We start from the raw sequence: 13,691 nt of genomic DNA, 5'->3' as shown, positions 1-13,691 counted from the left end.
CGCTGTCCGATCTGCGCAAGCACGGCCTGTCCGAGAACGGCGGCAGCACCAGCGGGTCGGAGATCCTGCGGAACCTGACCGCCAAGGGCCTGGAAGCCGCCTCATACGAACTCGGACGGCCGCTGTGGGAGATGGGGCTCCACGGCCCGTGGCGCGGGCAGCAGCGGCGCCTCCCACCCCATGGCCGTCAACGAGACCGTGATCGCCCTGCTGCGGCCGAAGCCGGACCTGGCCCGGCTGGAGGGTGCGCCGGCCGAAGCCCTCGAGGAAGCGCGGGCCGCCGTTCAGGCGCCGGGCGGGCTGGGCACCATCGCCTCCTACGCGACCGAGGTGCCACTGCCGATGACCGGGACATGGAACGCGCCGGGCAAGGGCGGCGCGCTGCCGGACATCGCGCTCACCGCCCCGGAGGCGGGAGTGCCGCTGCTGTTCGTGGAGGTCGACAACTGCCACGAGTCCGCGCAGGTACTCGCGGATAAGGTCGACAAGTACGGGGAGGTTCTTCCAGCGGAAGGTCAAGGTAGCCACGCAGGCGCTCGACGTGGCAGAAGGTGCGCGATGCGCAGTCGCAGCACCCGATCCGCCTGATGTGGGCACGTGCATCTGGCTGTTGCATCGGTAATCAGACAAGGTGCGTCACGCTCCTGACCTAACCCGCCATCACGGCTCCCCTTGCTGGCGAGTACGGGGATGCTGCACAGGACACGGCTCCGACCTGGTCCGACGTTGTTCGTCAGGGGCGGGACCAAAGCAGACCTTTCCCTGATCGAGGGCGACCGGACAGCCCGCGCGAGGCTTGGGGGGTATGCGCCGACGGCGCACGGCGCACGTTCGCGATCACGTGCCGTCGCGCGCCCAGCACAGGGAGGTACGCACGGTACTGTTGGACTCTACCATTACGAGAGGGAAGAGATGGGGGAAGCGGTGAGATGTCAGGCTCTCGCACGCAGATGCGGAGGGGCCCCGAGGGGCGTCGACGGAGAAGAGGAAGGCAGGGGCGCACTGTGGCCGGTTTCGTTTCCTGAGTTCTTGACCCTGGAATTACCGTGCGGATACGTTCAGTCACATGCAGAGGCCATGCTTTTGTATCGTGCTGCGGCAATGGCGCCTCAGTGGTCGGTAATGCGAGCGAGTTTTCATGTGTCGCGCATAGCCGCGCGACTCACATGTGTCAACTGACTCAGGGAATTGCATGCGAAATCGTCTCGCTGCCCGCTGTGCGGTAAATTCAAACAGCCAACGGGGTGAAATAACTGTGGACGTCGAAGTTCTCGGGCATGTGACGCTCAAGGTCGGCGATGAGCGCCGGACACCGAGTGCCCCCAAGGCCAGGCAGGTTCTTGCCCTCCTACTGGTCAACGCAAACAGAATGGTCAGCACCGATGTGCTGATCGAAGAGCTGTGGGCCGAGCAGCCTCCTCGCAGTGCGCTCAGTGCGTTGCAGACGTACGTGTTCCAGCTGCGGCAGCTGTTGAGGAAGATCCGTCCAGGTGAATCCCCGAAGCAACTCCTGGTCACCACACCGAACGGCTATGAATTCCGCGTCTCGCCGGAGAACGTGGACCTGCAACGCTACGAACGGCATCGCCTGGCCGGCCAGCAAGCCTTTCAAGCGGGCGACAACATGGCCGCTGTCGAGCAGTTCCGCGCGGCTCTGCATATTTTTGCGGCGCCGCCCCTGGCGAATGTCCGGCGTGGGATACATCTTGAGGCTGAGATCGTCAGGCTGGAAGAGAGCCGTATCGGAGTTCAGGAAACCAGAATCGAAGCGGAACTCGAACTGGGGCGCCATCACGAGGTGCTCAGCGAGCTGAGCGGACTGGCGTCGCAGTGTCCGCAGCACGAAGGATTCCACCGGCAGCTGATGCTCGCACTCTACCGTTGCGGCAGACGTCCGCAGGCGCTGAAGGTGTTCAACCAGCTGCGGCAGTCCCTCGTGACCGAGCTTGGACTGGAGCCCTCACGGGAGCTGCAGATGTTGCAGCAGGCGATCCTGTCCGCGGACCCTCGGCTGGACACCGCTGAGCGGACCCCGTTCCTGCGCACGGCCGCTGATCCGGCTCCTGTGCAGGTCCCGTGGCCTGCGGCCAGCCCCTGGAAGGTGTGAGGCGCGGCGGCTGGGCACCTGGTGGCTGCGTCGTGCCAGCCGAGGGTTGTGGGGGCGTTGTCCTCTCAGCCCTTGGGGAGGTCGTCCCGGAAGACCTGGCGGTGCCGGATGAACCATCGGCCCTCATGCCGGACGAGCACGTCCTCGCAGGTACACACGAACTCCAGCTCCGACCGGCCTCCCACCACCGTCTTGGTGATCAGGGCGTAGGTCTTGGCCAGAAGCGTCAAACCCGTCGCCTGCTGGAGCTCCAGGGTGGTGACGCAGTGGCGGCGCAGGATGCCCTTCTCCTGCAGCTGCTGCGCTGCGGCCTCCGCGTTTCTGGCGATCTCGACCCGCCCGCGCTGGGGCTCGGGGCGGGCGTTGGTCGCGAAGACCGCATCGTGCATGAAGTCGCCGGTCCAGTCCGCCACTCGGCCTTCGTCCATGGCCCGCATGTGGCGCCCGTAGAACTGCTGAATCTCTGCGAACAACGCCGCGGACACCGCGGTCTCCTCCGGCTTGTGCGGGGCCTGTGTCAAGGCGCTCTCCTCCGCTTGGGTCTGGTCAACTCCTGCCGTAGTCACGGTGAGGGCTGCTTCTCCATGCCCGGTAAAGAGACAAGCTCGGCCAGGGCAAGGCCCGAGAGCAGCCCGTGATGCTGTCTTGCTTGCCCCTCAAGGTGCCGGTGGTGCCCTGTTCGGTGGAGACCGGTGGCAACGGCCACCGCCTGATGCGACGGAGGCCAGCAGCATGGAACCGGCCCCTCAGGCCGCAACACGATCTGTGATCGACGCTCGGCGCCCCGACGCGGGACCGCGTTGGGAGACCATCGGCGAACTCATCAAAGACGCCGCGCTGCTGCGCGGCGACAAGGAATTCCTCCGATGCGGCGACACAACGCTCAGTTTCTCCGAGACCGACACCCGCACCGACCGGTTGGCGCATGCGCTGATCGCCCAGGGTGTCAAACCGGGTGACCGTGTCGCGATCATGATGGACAACGTGGCGGACTGGCCGTTGAGCTGGTTCGCGGCCATCAAGGCCGGTGCCATCACAGTGCCGGTCAACACCCGCTTCGGCGCCACGGACCTCGCGCACGTCCTGAAGGACTCTCAGGCCGTGCTGGTCCTGGCCTCCCCGAACTGCGTGCGCTTGGCCCGTGACGTGAGCGGCGGCATCGGCCACCCCTGTGCGGTCCGGACGCTACGCGAACTGGAGACCGGCTTCGGCGACCGGCCGGTGGACGGCCCCGGCCTCTCGGCCCACGCGGACGACACCGTCAACTTCCAGTACACCTCTGGCACCACAGGCTTTCCGAAAGCCTGCATGCTCAGCCACGACTACTGGCTGCGCACGGCGTGGATGATCGCCTCCCATTCCGGCCTCTGTCCCGACGACGTCGTGCTGACGGCCCAGGCGTTCTCCTACATGGACCCCCAATGGAAAGCCGTGATGTGCCTGATGGGCGGCGTTCCACTGGTGGTGCTCCCGCGGTTCTCCGCCTCCGGCTTCTGGCACTCCGTCCGCCAGCACCGGGCCACGCTGACCTACGTGCTGGGCAGCATGCCCATGCTGCTGTACAAACAGCCGCCCCACTCGGGCGACCGCGATCACGCGATGCGGCTCGTCCTGTGCTCGGGCATCCCGCGCGACCTGCACCGTGCGTTCGAGGACCGCTGGGGCGCGGCCTGGCGCGAGGTCTACGGCTCCACCGAGAGCGGACTGGACTTGATCATGCCGCCTGATGGAGAGGCCACCGTGGGCAGCGGCGCCATGGGGTATCCGCCGGCCGGCAAAGAGGTCATCGTCGCCGACGAACAGCAGCGCCCGGTCCAGCCCGGGCAGATCGGCGAGATCCTGGTGCGGGGAAGGCCCATGATGAAGGGCTACTGGAACAACCCGGACAGTACCGAGCGGGCGTTCCGCGGCGGCTGGTACCACACCGGCGACCTCGGACGTGCCGAGGCCGCCGGGAGCGTGGTTCACGCCGGGCGGCTGAAGGACATGATCCGGCGCGGCGGGGAGAACATCGCATCGGCCGAAGTCGAGAGCGTCCTCGAGGCCCATCCGGCGGTGCTGGCCGCTGCCGTCGCCGGCATCCCCGACGAGATCTTCGGTGAGCTGCCCAAAGCCTTCCTCCAGCTGCGTCCCGGCTACCGCCCCACCACGACAACGGCCCGCAGCATCCTCGCGCACACCCGCCGTCAACTCGCGAAGTTCAAGATCCCTGCCTACGTCGAATTCGTCGACTCCTTCCCCATGACCCCCTCCGCCCGTATCCAGAAGCGCCAGTTGCTGCGTCCCGGAGACGACCAGCGCACCGGTGCGTTCGACGCCGCGGCGGACGCGTGGGCATGAGCGGCGTACCGCAGCTGCTGAGCCCTGCCGACCTGACCATCGCGGTCGACAAGGGCGTTGCCGTGATCGCTTTGAGCCGTCCGGCGAAACTCAACGCCCTGACCCGCGCCATGCGCCGGGACCTGGCGGACCTGCTGCGCCACTACGGCGAGGGCAGCCGGGCACGCGGAGTGGTGATCACCGGACGGGGAAGATCCTTCTCCGCCGGAATGGACCTGCGCGAAGTCGCCGGCCCGGAACTGGACCTGCTGGCGGAGATGGAACTGTTCAACGACATCACCCGTGCCGCCCTCACCGCGGAAATCCCGGTCGTGGCCGCCCTCAACGGCCTCGCCGTCGGCGGCGCCGGCGAGATGGCCCTGAGCTTCGACGCCCGCATCGCCACCGCCCGGGCCGCGATCTCATGGCCGGAGACCAGTGTCGGGCTCACCGTGTCCAATGCCGCGAGCCTGTTCCTGCCCCGCCTGGCCGGCACCTCCAGAGCCCGGCACCTGATCATGAACAGTGCCCGACTCAACGCCTCCCAGGCACTGGACCTCGGTCTCCTCGACGACATCGTCGAGCCGGACGATCTTGTCCCCGCCGCCATCCGGCTGATCCACCAGTGGACGCAGCCGGGTTCGTCCACGGCGGCACATCTGCGGCTGATGCGTCCCTCACTGCGGGCGGTAGAAACGGCCATGGCGCGCGAGGCCGCAGCCGTACGGCAGGTCCAGGAAAGCGGCATCGCCCAGGCCGGCATCGCCACGGTGCTGGCTGACCACGGGAAGTGACCTCTGCCGCTGCGGCCGGTTGTCGTACCCCGAAGCGGGCGGCCGAGGCACAAACGAACGGGCTGTGGTGAAGGCCGAAAGCCTTCACCACAGCCCGCGGGGCGTGTGCCCTTGCGCGCCCAGCACTGGGGCCCAGGAAGCCGGGTCAGTCGGTCACTTCGATGATCAGCGCGGCCGCGGTGTCGCCTGCGGCGCACCCGGTGAACAGTCCCAGCCCGCCGCCTCGTGCCTTCAGCACGTGTGCGAGTTCCGTGACCGTCCGCAGGCCGGTCGGGCCTTGGGGGTGCCCGAAGAGAAGGCTGCAGCCGGACGCGTTCAGGGCCTCCAGCGCCACCCCGGTTTCCCGGGCGAAGTACAGGTCGTTCACCGCGAAGGGGTTGTGGGTGCTGATGGCATCCATCGTGTCGATCTTCAGCCCGGCGGCGTGCAGCGCCGCTTGCGCGGCCGGAACGAGTGCCTTGGGCATGCGGGCCGGCGCCACGCGGGCGAAGCCGGATGCGACCAGGCGCACGATCGGGCCGCGGTCGGCGAGTTCACGGGCGCGCGGTGTCGTGGTCACCAGGGCCCCCGCTGTGCCGTCCGCGGGATGCGTTTGGGTGGCGGCGGTGTGGACGCCGCCGGGGCGGACACTGGGGAGTTGACCGGCGCTGTCGGCCGTGACCGGCCGCACGCCTTCGTCGGCCAGGAGCCGTACGGTGCCAAGTTCGTCCTGTTCGATCTCGATGCCGACCATGAAGTCACGCTGGAAGGTGCGGTCGTCGCCGAAGGCGGCGGTGTACTGCTCGGAGCGCAGGACAGCGAGGCTGTCCAGGTCGTCGCGGGTGAAGCCGCACTCGGCCGCGACGGCTTCGGCCGTGGCGAGCATGCTCTGTCCGGTGACGGGGTCCCGGGAGAAGCTGTCGCGTACCCAGTTCTCCCGTACTGGCCCCTGCTCGGAACCGGGAGGAGAGGGCCAGGACAGGTCCGGGCCGTTGCTGGTGCGGTCGGTGGTGACGATCAGCTGCGGACCGACTCCTGTGCCCACCGACGCGGCGGCCTGGTGCAGGGCGGCAACAGAGGTGGCACAGGCTTGGTTGAGCATCGGCCCGCAGACCTGCGGCATGCCGAGTCGGGCCGCCAGCGTCGTGGCTCCGTAGAAGATCGCGGGCTGTGGCACGGTCCAGCCCAGTACCAGGCCCTCGATGATGTCGCGGCCGATGCCTCGCTCCTCCAGTGCCCGGCTGGTGCCGGCCACGGCCAGGTCGAGGCTGGAGACATGGGACAGGGCGCCTCCCCACCGCGCGAAGGGCGAGGTCCACAGCGCCGTCAGCGGGATGGCCGCATCACGGTAGGCGGCCCCGGACGTCATGCGCTTCTCCTCACTCATCGCGGTCCAGGGATGCTTCGGGGCGGCGGGGCACGACCGTTTCCGATGCGCGGGCCGCGAACAAGGCGACGCTGCCGCGTACCTCGATCCAGTGGCTGGCGAAGTGTTCCTCCAGGGCCTGATGCAGTCCGTGCACGCTGTCGTGCTGGTTGTGAAAGGAGCCCTGCCGCTGGTAGAGGATGTTGAAACGGCGGGAAAGGGCAGTGTGTTTCACGCCCTGGGACAGGACGGTGCTGCCGAAGAGGACGCCGCCGGGCGCGAGGGCCTCGCGCAGGTGCTTGAAGACGATCTGCTTGCCGCCCGGTGGTTCAGGCAGGCAGTGCATCACGTAGTTGTAGGCGATGGACGCGAAGCCGCTGCCGACGAGGTCGGGCAGGGGTTCCAGGATGTCCGCCTGTACGCAGCGCGGGCTGTAGCGGCGCAGGCGGTGCGCGGCGAACTTGAGCGGATCGGGGTTGAGGTCGAGCAGGGTGAGTGCGGGTTTGCCCGCGGGGAAGCGGCAGTGGTCCAGGTAGTAGCCCGAGCCGGGCCCGACCTCCAGGTGGCGGGAGGTGATCCAGTCGTTGTAGTGGTCGAGCAGCCGTGACTTCGGGCAGCGCCACAGCAGCCGGTTCGACGCATGGACGACCACGGCGTCATACAGACGCAGCCGCCGGTGTTCGTAGTAGGACTGGCCCTCGAAGCCGAAGGCGGAGGACTCAGGGGATGCATCGATGGTCATGCGCGTGTCCCTCTTCTACTCGAAGCGTCAGTAACTGCCCAGTCCGCCGCAGACGTTGAGTGCCTGGGCGGTCACCGACGCGGCTGCCGGGCTGACCAGGTAGCGCACCATGCCGGCCACCTCTTCGGGGGTGGAGTAGCGGCCGAGGGGGATCTTCGCCTCGAAGTCGGCGAGGACCTGCTCCTCGGTGACGTTGTTGAGCTTGGCGTAACTGGCCCGGATGTCCTGGGCCATGGGCGTTTCCACGTAGCCGGGGCACACCGCGTTCACGGTGGGGCCACCGTGGGCGGCGAACTCCTTGGCGAGTGCCTTGGTGAAGCCGATGACACCGGCCTTGGCCGCCGAATACGGGGCCCCGTACGGGACGCCCTGCTTGCCGCCGGTGGAAGCGATGTTGATGATCCGCCCGGCCGGCTGCTTGATCGCCTCGCTGCTGCGGATGACCTCGCGGGTCACCCAGAAGACGCTGTTGAGGTTGGTGTCGATGACGTCCAGCCACAGGTCGTCGGGGATCGCGGCGGTCACGCCGCCACCGCTGCGGCCGGCGTTGTTGACCAGGACCTTCGGCTCGCCGTGCTCCTTGGCGCACCGTTCCACCATGTCGTGGACCGCGTCGCGGTCCCGTACGTCGCAGGTGTAGCCGGCCACGTCGAAGTGGTCGTCCTCCATCTTCAGCGACCTGACGACCGTCTCCAGCTTCCCGGGGTCGCGGCCGGTGATGACGACCTTGAGCCCGTCCTGCAGCAGGGCCTGGGCGATCGACAGACCAATGCCGCTGCTGCCGCCCGTGACCAGGGCGACGCTTGGGGACTCGGTTTGTGCGGGCATGGCGAGACCTTCTCCCTTCGTCGGGGCGGCCGGAACGTGCCCGGCCCGACGACGAGGCTCCCCGCCGGCGGTGCAGAGCCGGTCCACGCCCGGGCAAGGCACTCTCTGCCGCCCAAGCAAGGCGCTCTGGAGCGGGCGATGAGCGGCGGTGGACTGCCGCTGGAGCAGCACCCCGCAAGGTCTCAAGGTGTGAGCCGACACGTAGTCATAACTGGCCTGAGCGTCCTCGCACCCGGTTCGACGGATACCGAGGGCTTCTGGAAGATGATCACAGCGGGGCGCAGCGCGATCCGCCGGATCACGGCATTCGACCCCACGCCGTTCCGTTCCCAGGTGGCGGGAGAGGTCGATCTCGATCCGCTGGCCTGCGGGTTCAGCCGCCGCGAGGTCCGGCGTCTGGACCGGGCCAGCCTGCTGGCGGTGGCCTGCGCTAGACGGGCGGTGGCGGAAGCCGGGATCACCTCCGGCACGGGTATCGACCCCGGCCGCATCGGCGTGAGTGTGGGCAACGCGGTGGGATCCGCCACGAGCATCGAGAACGAGTACGTCGTGCTGTCCGACGAGGGACGCCAGTGGCTGGTCGACCAGAACTACCAGTCCCCCCACCTCTTCGACTACTTCGTACCGGGTTCCCTCGCCCGCGAGACCGCCTGGGCGGCCGGTGCCGAGGGACCGGTGTCGGTCATCTCGGCCGGCTGCACCTCCGGCATCGACGCCCTCGGCCATGCCTGCCAGCTCATCCAGGAGGGCAGCGCCGACGTGATGGTCGCCGGCGCCACCGATGCTCCCGTCACCCCGATCGCCGTGGCTTGCTTCGACGCGATCAAGGCCACCACCCGCCGCAACGACGATCCCGAACACGCCCCGCGTCCCTTCGACCGCACCCGGGACGGATTCGCCATCGCCGAGGGCGCGGCCATGCTGGTCCTGGAGGACAGCGAACACGCCCGGCGGCGCGGAGCCGATATCTACGGCACCATCACCGGTTACGCCGCACACTCGAACGCCTACCACATGACGGGCCTGTCCCGGGACGGCACGGAGATGGCCCGCGCCATCACGACCGCCCTGGACGAGGCCCGCACCGACCCCACCGATGTCGGGTACGTCAACGCCCACGGCTCGGGCACCAAGCAGAACGACCTGCACGAAACCGAGGCTTTCAAGAAAGCCCTGGGCGAGCACGCCTACAACGTCCCGGTCAGCTCCATCAAGTCGATGATCGGGCACTCCCTCGGCGCGATCGGCGCGATCGAGGTCGCCACCTGCGCGCTGGCCATCCGCAACGGCGTAGTGCCCCCCACCGCCAACCTCCACGAGCCCGACCCGGACTGCGACCTGGACTACGTTCCCCTGGAGGCACGTGATGTGGACCTTGACGTCGTCCTGACCGTGGGCAGCGGGTTCGGCGGATTCCAGAGCGCCATGGTCTTGGAAAAGTGGCGAGGAGGCCACGCATGAGCACCGACGTCGTGATCACCGGGATGGGTGTGACCGCGCCCACCGGCCTGAGCGTCAAGGAGTACTGGAACGCCACCCTGGCCGGCACGCAGGGCATCGCACCGCTGCAGGAGTTCGACCCCAGCTCGTACACGGCGCGCCTGGCCGGGCAGATCACCGGCTTTGAGGCCAAGGAACATCTGCCCGGACGGCTGCTGCCGCAGACCGACCGCGTCACCCGGCTCGCCCTGGTCGCCGCTGACCGTGCGCTGGAGGACGCCCAGGTCGATGTCGCCGAACTCGGCACCTACGAGTGCGGTGTCGTCACCTCGAACGCGACCGGCGGCTTCGAGTTCTCCCACCGCGAGATGCAGCGGCTGTGGACGCAGGGCCCTGACCGCGTCAGCGTCTACCAGTGCTTCGCCTGGTTCTACGCCGTCAACACCGGCCAGATCTCCATCCGGCACAAGATGCGCGGCCCGGGCGGCGTGGTCGTCGCCGAACAGGCAGGCGGCCTCGATGCCATCGGGCACGCACGCCGCACGATCTCCCGCGGCCGCAGCCGCCTGATGGTCACCGGCGGTGTCGAGTCCTCCTTCGACCCGTGGGGCTGGGTGTCCCACCTGGCCTCCGGCACCGTCAGTACGGCCACCGACCCCGCCACCGCCTACCTGCCGTTCGACCAGCGGGCCTGCGGTTATGTGCCGGGAGAAGGCGGTGCCCTCCTCGTCATGGAGGACGCCGAATCGGCGCGAGGACGCACCGACCGACGTCCCTACGGAAAGATCACCGGCTACGCGGCGACCTTCGACCCTGCCCCCGGAACGCAGCGGCCCGCCGGTCTGCGGCGCGCCATTGACCTGGCCCTGGCGGATGCGGGGCTGCAGCCCGACGCCCTCGACTTCGTCGTCGCCGACGCGGCCGGCGTCGCCGACCTCGACGCCCAGGAAGCCGATGCCCTGCGGGCCGTCTTCGGCCCGTACGGCGTTCCCGTCTGCGCGCCCAAGACCATGGTCGGCCGCCTGATGGCCGGCGGGGGGCCACTCGATGTGGTGTGCGCTCTCCTCGCGCTGCGCGACAACGTCATCCCGCCGGCCGTCAACGTCACTGACGTCGTCGACGACTACCAGATCGACCTGGTCCGCGACGAGCCTCGCACGTGCCCCCTGTCGAGGGCCCTCGTCCTCGCGCGCGGTGCCGGCGGCTTCAACTCGGCCGTCATCGTCGAACACACCCCCTGACACCACCACTCCCCGTGTTCCCACCGATTGAGAAGGGATCGTTCCGCATGCTCAGCATCGACCAGCTCCTGCAGATCCTCAGCGAGTGCTCCGGCGATGAGCAGGCCCTCGCCCAGGGCGAGGACATTCTCGACCGAGAGTTCGAGGTCCTCGGCTACGACTCCCTGGTCCTGCTGGAGACCTCCGCCCAGCTCAAGCACCGCTACGACATCGACATCCCGGAGGACGTCATCCGGGACCTGAAGACACCGCGCGCCGTCCTGGAACACGTCAACGTCCCCGCCAGCGGGAACTGAGACGCCCATCCGCCCTCCTCTCGCCCGTCTTGTACCGCAGGAGCCAGCTTGATGGATGCCACCGCCCCGCACCCCAGTCCGCCGCGCCCCAGAGTCGTTCTCACCTTCCCCGGCCAGGGTGCCCAGCACGCCCGCATGGCCGCCGGCCTCTACGGCGTCTCCAAGTCCTTCACCTCCACGATGGACCACGCCTTCGATGCCTTCGGACCGGCCGGGCGCACTCTGCGCGAAGGATGGCTCGCGGCCACACCGCCCGCGGATTTCGACGACATCTCCTACGCCCAGCCCCTGCTGTACGCGGTCAACTGTGCGATGGGCGCCATGCTCACCGAGTCGGGTCTGCGCCCCGACGTCCTGCTGGGCCACAGCGTGGGGGAACTGGCCGCCGCGACCCTGGCCGGCGTGTTCTCCTTCGACTGCGGGCTGCGCTACCTGTCCGAATACATCGGCGTCTACCGGCACGCCCCGCGCGGCGGCATGCTGGCCGTGGCCGCGAGCCCCAAAGAGGTCGAAGCCCACCTGGTGCCCGGCGTGGTCATCGGCGCGGTCAACGCACCGCGCCAGCTGCTGCTGTCCGCCGCGGAAGAGGCCCTGGCCGACGTGGAAGCCGCCCTGCGGCGTGCCGGTATCACCTGTTCCCGCGCCCGCGCCCTGCAGCCCTTCCACCACCCGGTGATGCGGGATGTCGTCGCGGCCCACGTGGGCTCCCTGACCCGTCCGCCCCTCCATCCGCCGCACACCACCCTCTACTCCGCCTACACCGGGCAGGAACTTGCCGACGAGCTCGCCACCGACTGGCAGTTCTGGACCGGGCAGCCCGCCGAGCCGGTCCTGTTCGGCCCCACTCTGGAGCATCTGCTCAGCGACGGCCCGTCCCTCCTGGTCGAGGCCGGCCCGGGACAGAGCCTGACCGCCCTGGCACGGCGCACGCCCGCGGTCTCCCGCGGCGACGCGAGGGCCCTCGCCCTGCTGCCGGCCCGCGCGGGCGAGCCGGACGCCGATATCGAGGCCGTACGGGCCGCCTTGAAGCAGCTCGCCGGCTACGGATGCGACCCGCTGTCGCCGGACTTCTGACGCCCCAGCCGCCACCCGTCAAGCGCCCGCCGTGGCGCCGCAGAAAGGGACAAGCATGCAGTTCCCACAGCTCGACCCTGCCACCCTGGCCGCGTTCCGCGGCGCGTTCAGGGGGGATTTGATCTGGCCGAGCGACGCCGACTACGACGAGGCGCGCCGTATCTGGAACGGCACGATCGACCGGCGCCCCGCGCTGATCGCCCGCTGCACCAGCACCCCGGATGTGGTCGCTGCGGTGAGCTTCGCCCGCAAGAGCGGCCTGCTGGTCGCGGTCCGCGGCGGAGGACACAGCATGGCCGGGCACTCGGTGTGCGACGGCGGGATAGTCATCGATCTGTCCTTGATGAACAGCGTCAAGGTCAGCCGCCGTCAGCGGCGCGCGCGAGCCCAGGGCGGCTGTCTGCTGGGGGCGTTCGACACTGCCACCCAGGCCCACATGCTCGCCACCCCGGCCGGTGTGGTATCCCACACCGGCTTGGGAGGACTCGTCCTCGGCGGCGGGTTCGGCTGGCTGAGCCGCAAGTACGGCCTGTCCATCGACAACCTCGTCTCCGTGGAGATCGTCACCGCGGAGGGCGGTGTCCTCACCGCGAGCGACACGGAGAATCCCGACCTGTTCTGGGCCGTCCGCGGCGGCGGCGGCAACTTCGGTGTGGTGACCGGGTTCGAGTTCGACCTCCACAAGGTCGGGCCCGTCCGTTTCGCCAGCACTTACTATTCGCTGGACGAAGGACCCCAGGTCATCCGGGCCTGGCGCGACCACATGGCCACCGCCCCCGACGAACTGACCTGGGCGCTGTATCTGCGCCTGGCACCGCCGCTGCCCGAACTGCCCGCCGACATGCACGGCAAGCCGGTCATCTGCGCCATGAGCTGCTGGATCGGAGACCCGCACGAGGGAGAGCGGCACCTTGAGTCCATCCTCCACGTCGGCAAACCCCATGGCCTGACCAAGGCGACCCTGCCCTACCGGGCCCTGCAGGCGTACTCCTTCCCCGGCGCCGTCGTGCCCGACCGGATCTACACCAAGAGCGGCTACCTGAACGAACTGAGCGACGCCGCCATCGACACGGTCCTGGAACACGCCGCTGACATCGCCTCCCCGTTCACCCAGCTCGAACTGCTCTACCTGGGCGGGGCCGTGGCGCGGATACCCGACGACGCCACCGCCTACCCCAACCGCCAGTCGCCGTTCGTGACCAACCTGGCCGCCGCCTGGATGGACCCCACTGAGGACGCCCGCCACACCGCATGGGCTCGCAAGGGCTACCGGGCCCTGGCCGGCCACCTGTCCGGCGGCTACGTCAACTTCATGAACCCCGGTGAGGCGGACCGCACGCGGGACTCCTACGGGGCTGCCAAGTTCGAACGGCTGCAGGCCGTCAAGGCCAAGTACGACCCGACCAACCTGTTCCGCCTCAACCAGAACATCCCCCCGAGCAGTTCCTGACCCCCCTCCCCGCGCGCCCCGACACCAGCCCTGCCCCGGCTCCCGGCCAACGCCG

Annotated in this window: 13 protein-coding genes; 9 read left to right on the top strand and 4 right to left on the bottom strand. The window is 68.9% G+C overall.

Annotated features, from left to right (window positions below; all coding sequences use genetic code 11):
- Positions 1-180: 180 nt before the first annotated feature.
- Both ABZ078_RS35805 and ABZ078_RS35800 read left to right on the top strand, forming a co-directional pair.
- The gene (locus tag ABZ078_RS35805) at positions 181-588 is read left to right on the top strand and encodes a replication-relaxation family protein (protein ID WP_356582361.1); all 408 of its coding nucleotides are present in this window, start codon (positions 181-183) and stop codon (positions 586-588) included.
- 667 nt (positions 589-1,255) lie between these two features.
- The gene (locus tag ABZ078_RS35800) at positions 1,256-2,107 is read left to right on the top strand and encodes an AfsR/SARP family transcriptional regulator (RefSeq protein WP_356582359.1); all 852 of its coding nucleotides are present in this window, start codon (positions 1,256-1,258) and stop codon (positions 2,105-2,107) included.
- Between the two features lie 65 nt (positions 2,108-2,172).
- Here the strand turns inward: ABZ078_RS35800 and ABZ078_RS35795 are convergent, their stop codons facing one another.
- Positions 2,173-2,628, bottom strand: coding sequence for a nuclear transport factor 2 family protein (locus ABZ078_RS35795; RefSeq protein WP_356582357.1), 456 nt, complete (start codon positions 2,626-2,628; stop codon positions 2,173-2,175).
- 244 nt (positions 2,629-2,872) lie between these two features.
- Here ABZ078_RS35795 and ABZ078_RS35790 point away from each other — a divergent pair, with 244 nt between their 5' ends.
- Entirely contained in the window at positions 2,873-4,447 is a 1,575-nt protein-coding gene (locus ABZ078_RS35790; RefSeq protein ID WP_356582355.1) for an AMP-binding protein, read from the top strand.
- Complete coding sequence (locus ABZ078_RS35785) at positions 4,444-5,220, top strand: enoyl-CoA hydratase/isomerase family protein (RefSeq protein WP_356582353.1); 777 nt, start codon at positions 4,444-4,446, stop codon at positions 5,218-5,220. Before ABZ078_RS35790 ends, ABZ078_RS35785 begins: the two co-directional genes overlap by 4 nt.
- Positions 5,221-5,365: 145 nt before the next feature.
- Here the strand turns inward: ABZ078_RS35785 and ABZ078_RS35780 are convergent, their stop codons facing one another.
- The 3 genes from ABZ078_RS35780 to ABZ078_RS35770 are packed head-to-tail and all read right to left on the bottom strand — an operon-like array spanning position 5,366 to position 8,135.
- Positions 5,366-6,568, bottom strand: coding sequence for a thiolase family protein (locus ABZ078_RS35780; protein ID WP_356582351.1), 1,203 nt, complete (start codon positions 6,566-6,568; stop codon positions 5,366-5,368).
- 10 nt (positions 6,569-6,578) lie between these two features.
- Positions 6,579-7,307 carry a class I SAM-dependent methyltransferase gene (locus ABZ078_RS35775; protein WP_356582349.1) on the bottom strand — a complete coding sequence of 243 codons (729 nt, stop codon included), beginning with the start codon at positions 7,305-7,307 and terminating at the stop codon, positions 6,579-6,581.
- Between the two features lie 27 nt (positions 7,308-7,334).
- Positions 7,335-8,135, bottom strand: coding sequence for an SDR family NAD(P)-dependent oxidoreductase (locus ABZ078_RS35770; protein WP_356582347.1), 801 nt, complete (start codon positions 8,133-8,135; stop codon positions 7,335-7,337).
- Positions 8,136-8,324: 189 nt separating this feature from the next.
- Between ABZ078_RS35770 and ABZ078_RS35765 the strand changes: the two genes are divergently transcribed.
- From ABZ078_RS35765 to ABZ078_RS35745, 5 genes are read left to right on the top strand one after another with little or no spacing between them, the layout of a single operon-like run.
- Positions 8,325-9,596 carry a beta-ketoacyl-[acyl-carrier-protein] synthase family protein gene (locus ABZ078_RS35765; RefSeq protein ID WP_356582345.1) on the top strand — a complete coding sequence of 424 codons (1,272 nt, stop codon included), beginning with the start codon at positions 8,325-8,327 and terminating at the stop codon, positions 9,594-9,596.
- A complete protein-coding gene (locus ABZ078_RS35760) occupies positions 9,593-10,816 on the top strand; it encodes a ketosynthase chain-length factor (RefSeq protein WP_356582343.1) in 1,224 nt (407 codons plus the stop codon). Before ABZ078_RS35765 ends, ABZ078_RS35760 begins: the two co-directional genes overlap by 4 nt.
- 47 nt (positions 10,817-10,863) lie before the next feature.
- Positions 10,864-11,112, top strand: coding sequence for an acyl carrier protein (locus tag ABZ078_RS35755; RefSeq protein WP_356582341.1), 249 nt, complete (start codon positions 10,864-10,866; stop codon positions 11,110-11,112).
- A 51-nt stretch (positions 11,113-11,163) separates the two neighbouring features.
- A complete protein-coding gene (locus ABZ078_RS35750; RefSeq protein WP_356582339.1) occupies positions 11,164-12,186 on the top strand; it encodes an acyltransferase domain-containing protein in 1,023 nt (340 codons plus the stop codon).
- A gap of 55 nt (positions 12,187-12,241) precedes the next feature.
- Positions 12,242-13,636 carry an FAD-binding oxidoreductase gene (locus tag ABZ078_RS35745; RefSeq protein ID WP_356582337.1) on the top strand — a complete coding sequence of 465 codons (1,395 nt, stop codon included), beginning with the start codon at positions 12,242-12,244 and terminating at the stop codon, positions 13,634-13,636.
- Positions 13,637-13,691: the final 55 nt, after the last annotated feature.

This window comes from Streptomyces sp. NPDC006385 (assembly GCF_040612485.1).
Classification (GTDB): domain Bacteria; phylum Actinomycetota; class Actinomycetes; order Streptomycetales; family Streptomycetaceae; genus Streptomyces.
The sequence above is the reverse complement of the archived record's forward strand: the minus strand, read 5'-3'. Positions and strand labels throughout refer to the sequence as shown.

Bases quoted from the DNA above. Each gene is read 5' to 3' on its own strand.
- ABZ078_RS35805 (WP_356582361.1), top strand. From the start codon at position 181: ATGGCCGTCAACGAGACCGTGATCGCCCTGCTGCGGCCGAAGCCGGAC.
- ABZ078_RS35760 (WP_356582343.1), top strand. From the start codon at position 9,593: ATGAGCACCGACGTCGTGATCACCGGGATGGGTGTGACCGCGCCCACC.
- ABZ078_RS35755 (WP_356582341.1), top strand. From the start codon at position 10,864: ATGCTCAGCATCGACCAGCTCCTGCAGATCCTCAGCGAGTGCTCCGGC.
- ABZ078_RS35745 (WP_356582337.1), top strand. From the start codon at position 12,242: ATGCAGTTCCCACAGCTCGACCCTGCCACCCTGGCCGCGTTCCGCGGC.
- ABZ078_RS35775 (WP_356582349.1), bottom strand. From the start codon at position 7,307: ATGACCATCGATGCATCCCCTGAGTCCTCCGCCTTCGGCTTCGAGGGC.
- ABZ078_RS35750 (WP_356582339.1), top strand. From the start codon at position 11,164: ATGGATGCCACCGCCCCGCACCCCAGTCCGCCGCGCCCCAGAGTCGTT.
- ABZ078_RS35785 (WP_356582353.1), top strand. From the start codon at position 4,444: ATGAGCGGCGTACCGCAGCTGCTGAGCCCTGCCGACCTGACCATCGCG.
- ABZ078_RS35780 (WP_356582351.1), bottom strand. From the start codon at position 6,568: ATGACGTCCGGGGCCGCCTACCGTGATGCGGCCATCCCGCTGACGGCG.
- ABZ078_RS35770 (WP_356582347.1), bottom strand. From the start codon at position 8,135: ATGCCCGCACAAACCGAGTCCCCAAGCGTCGCCCTGGTCACGGGCGGC.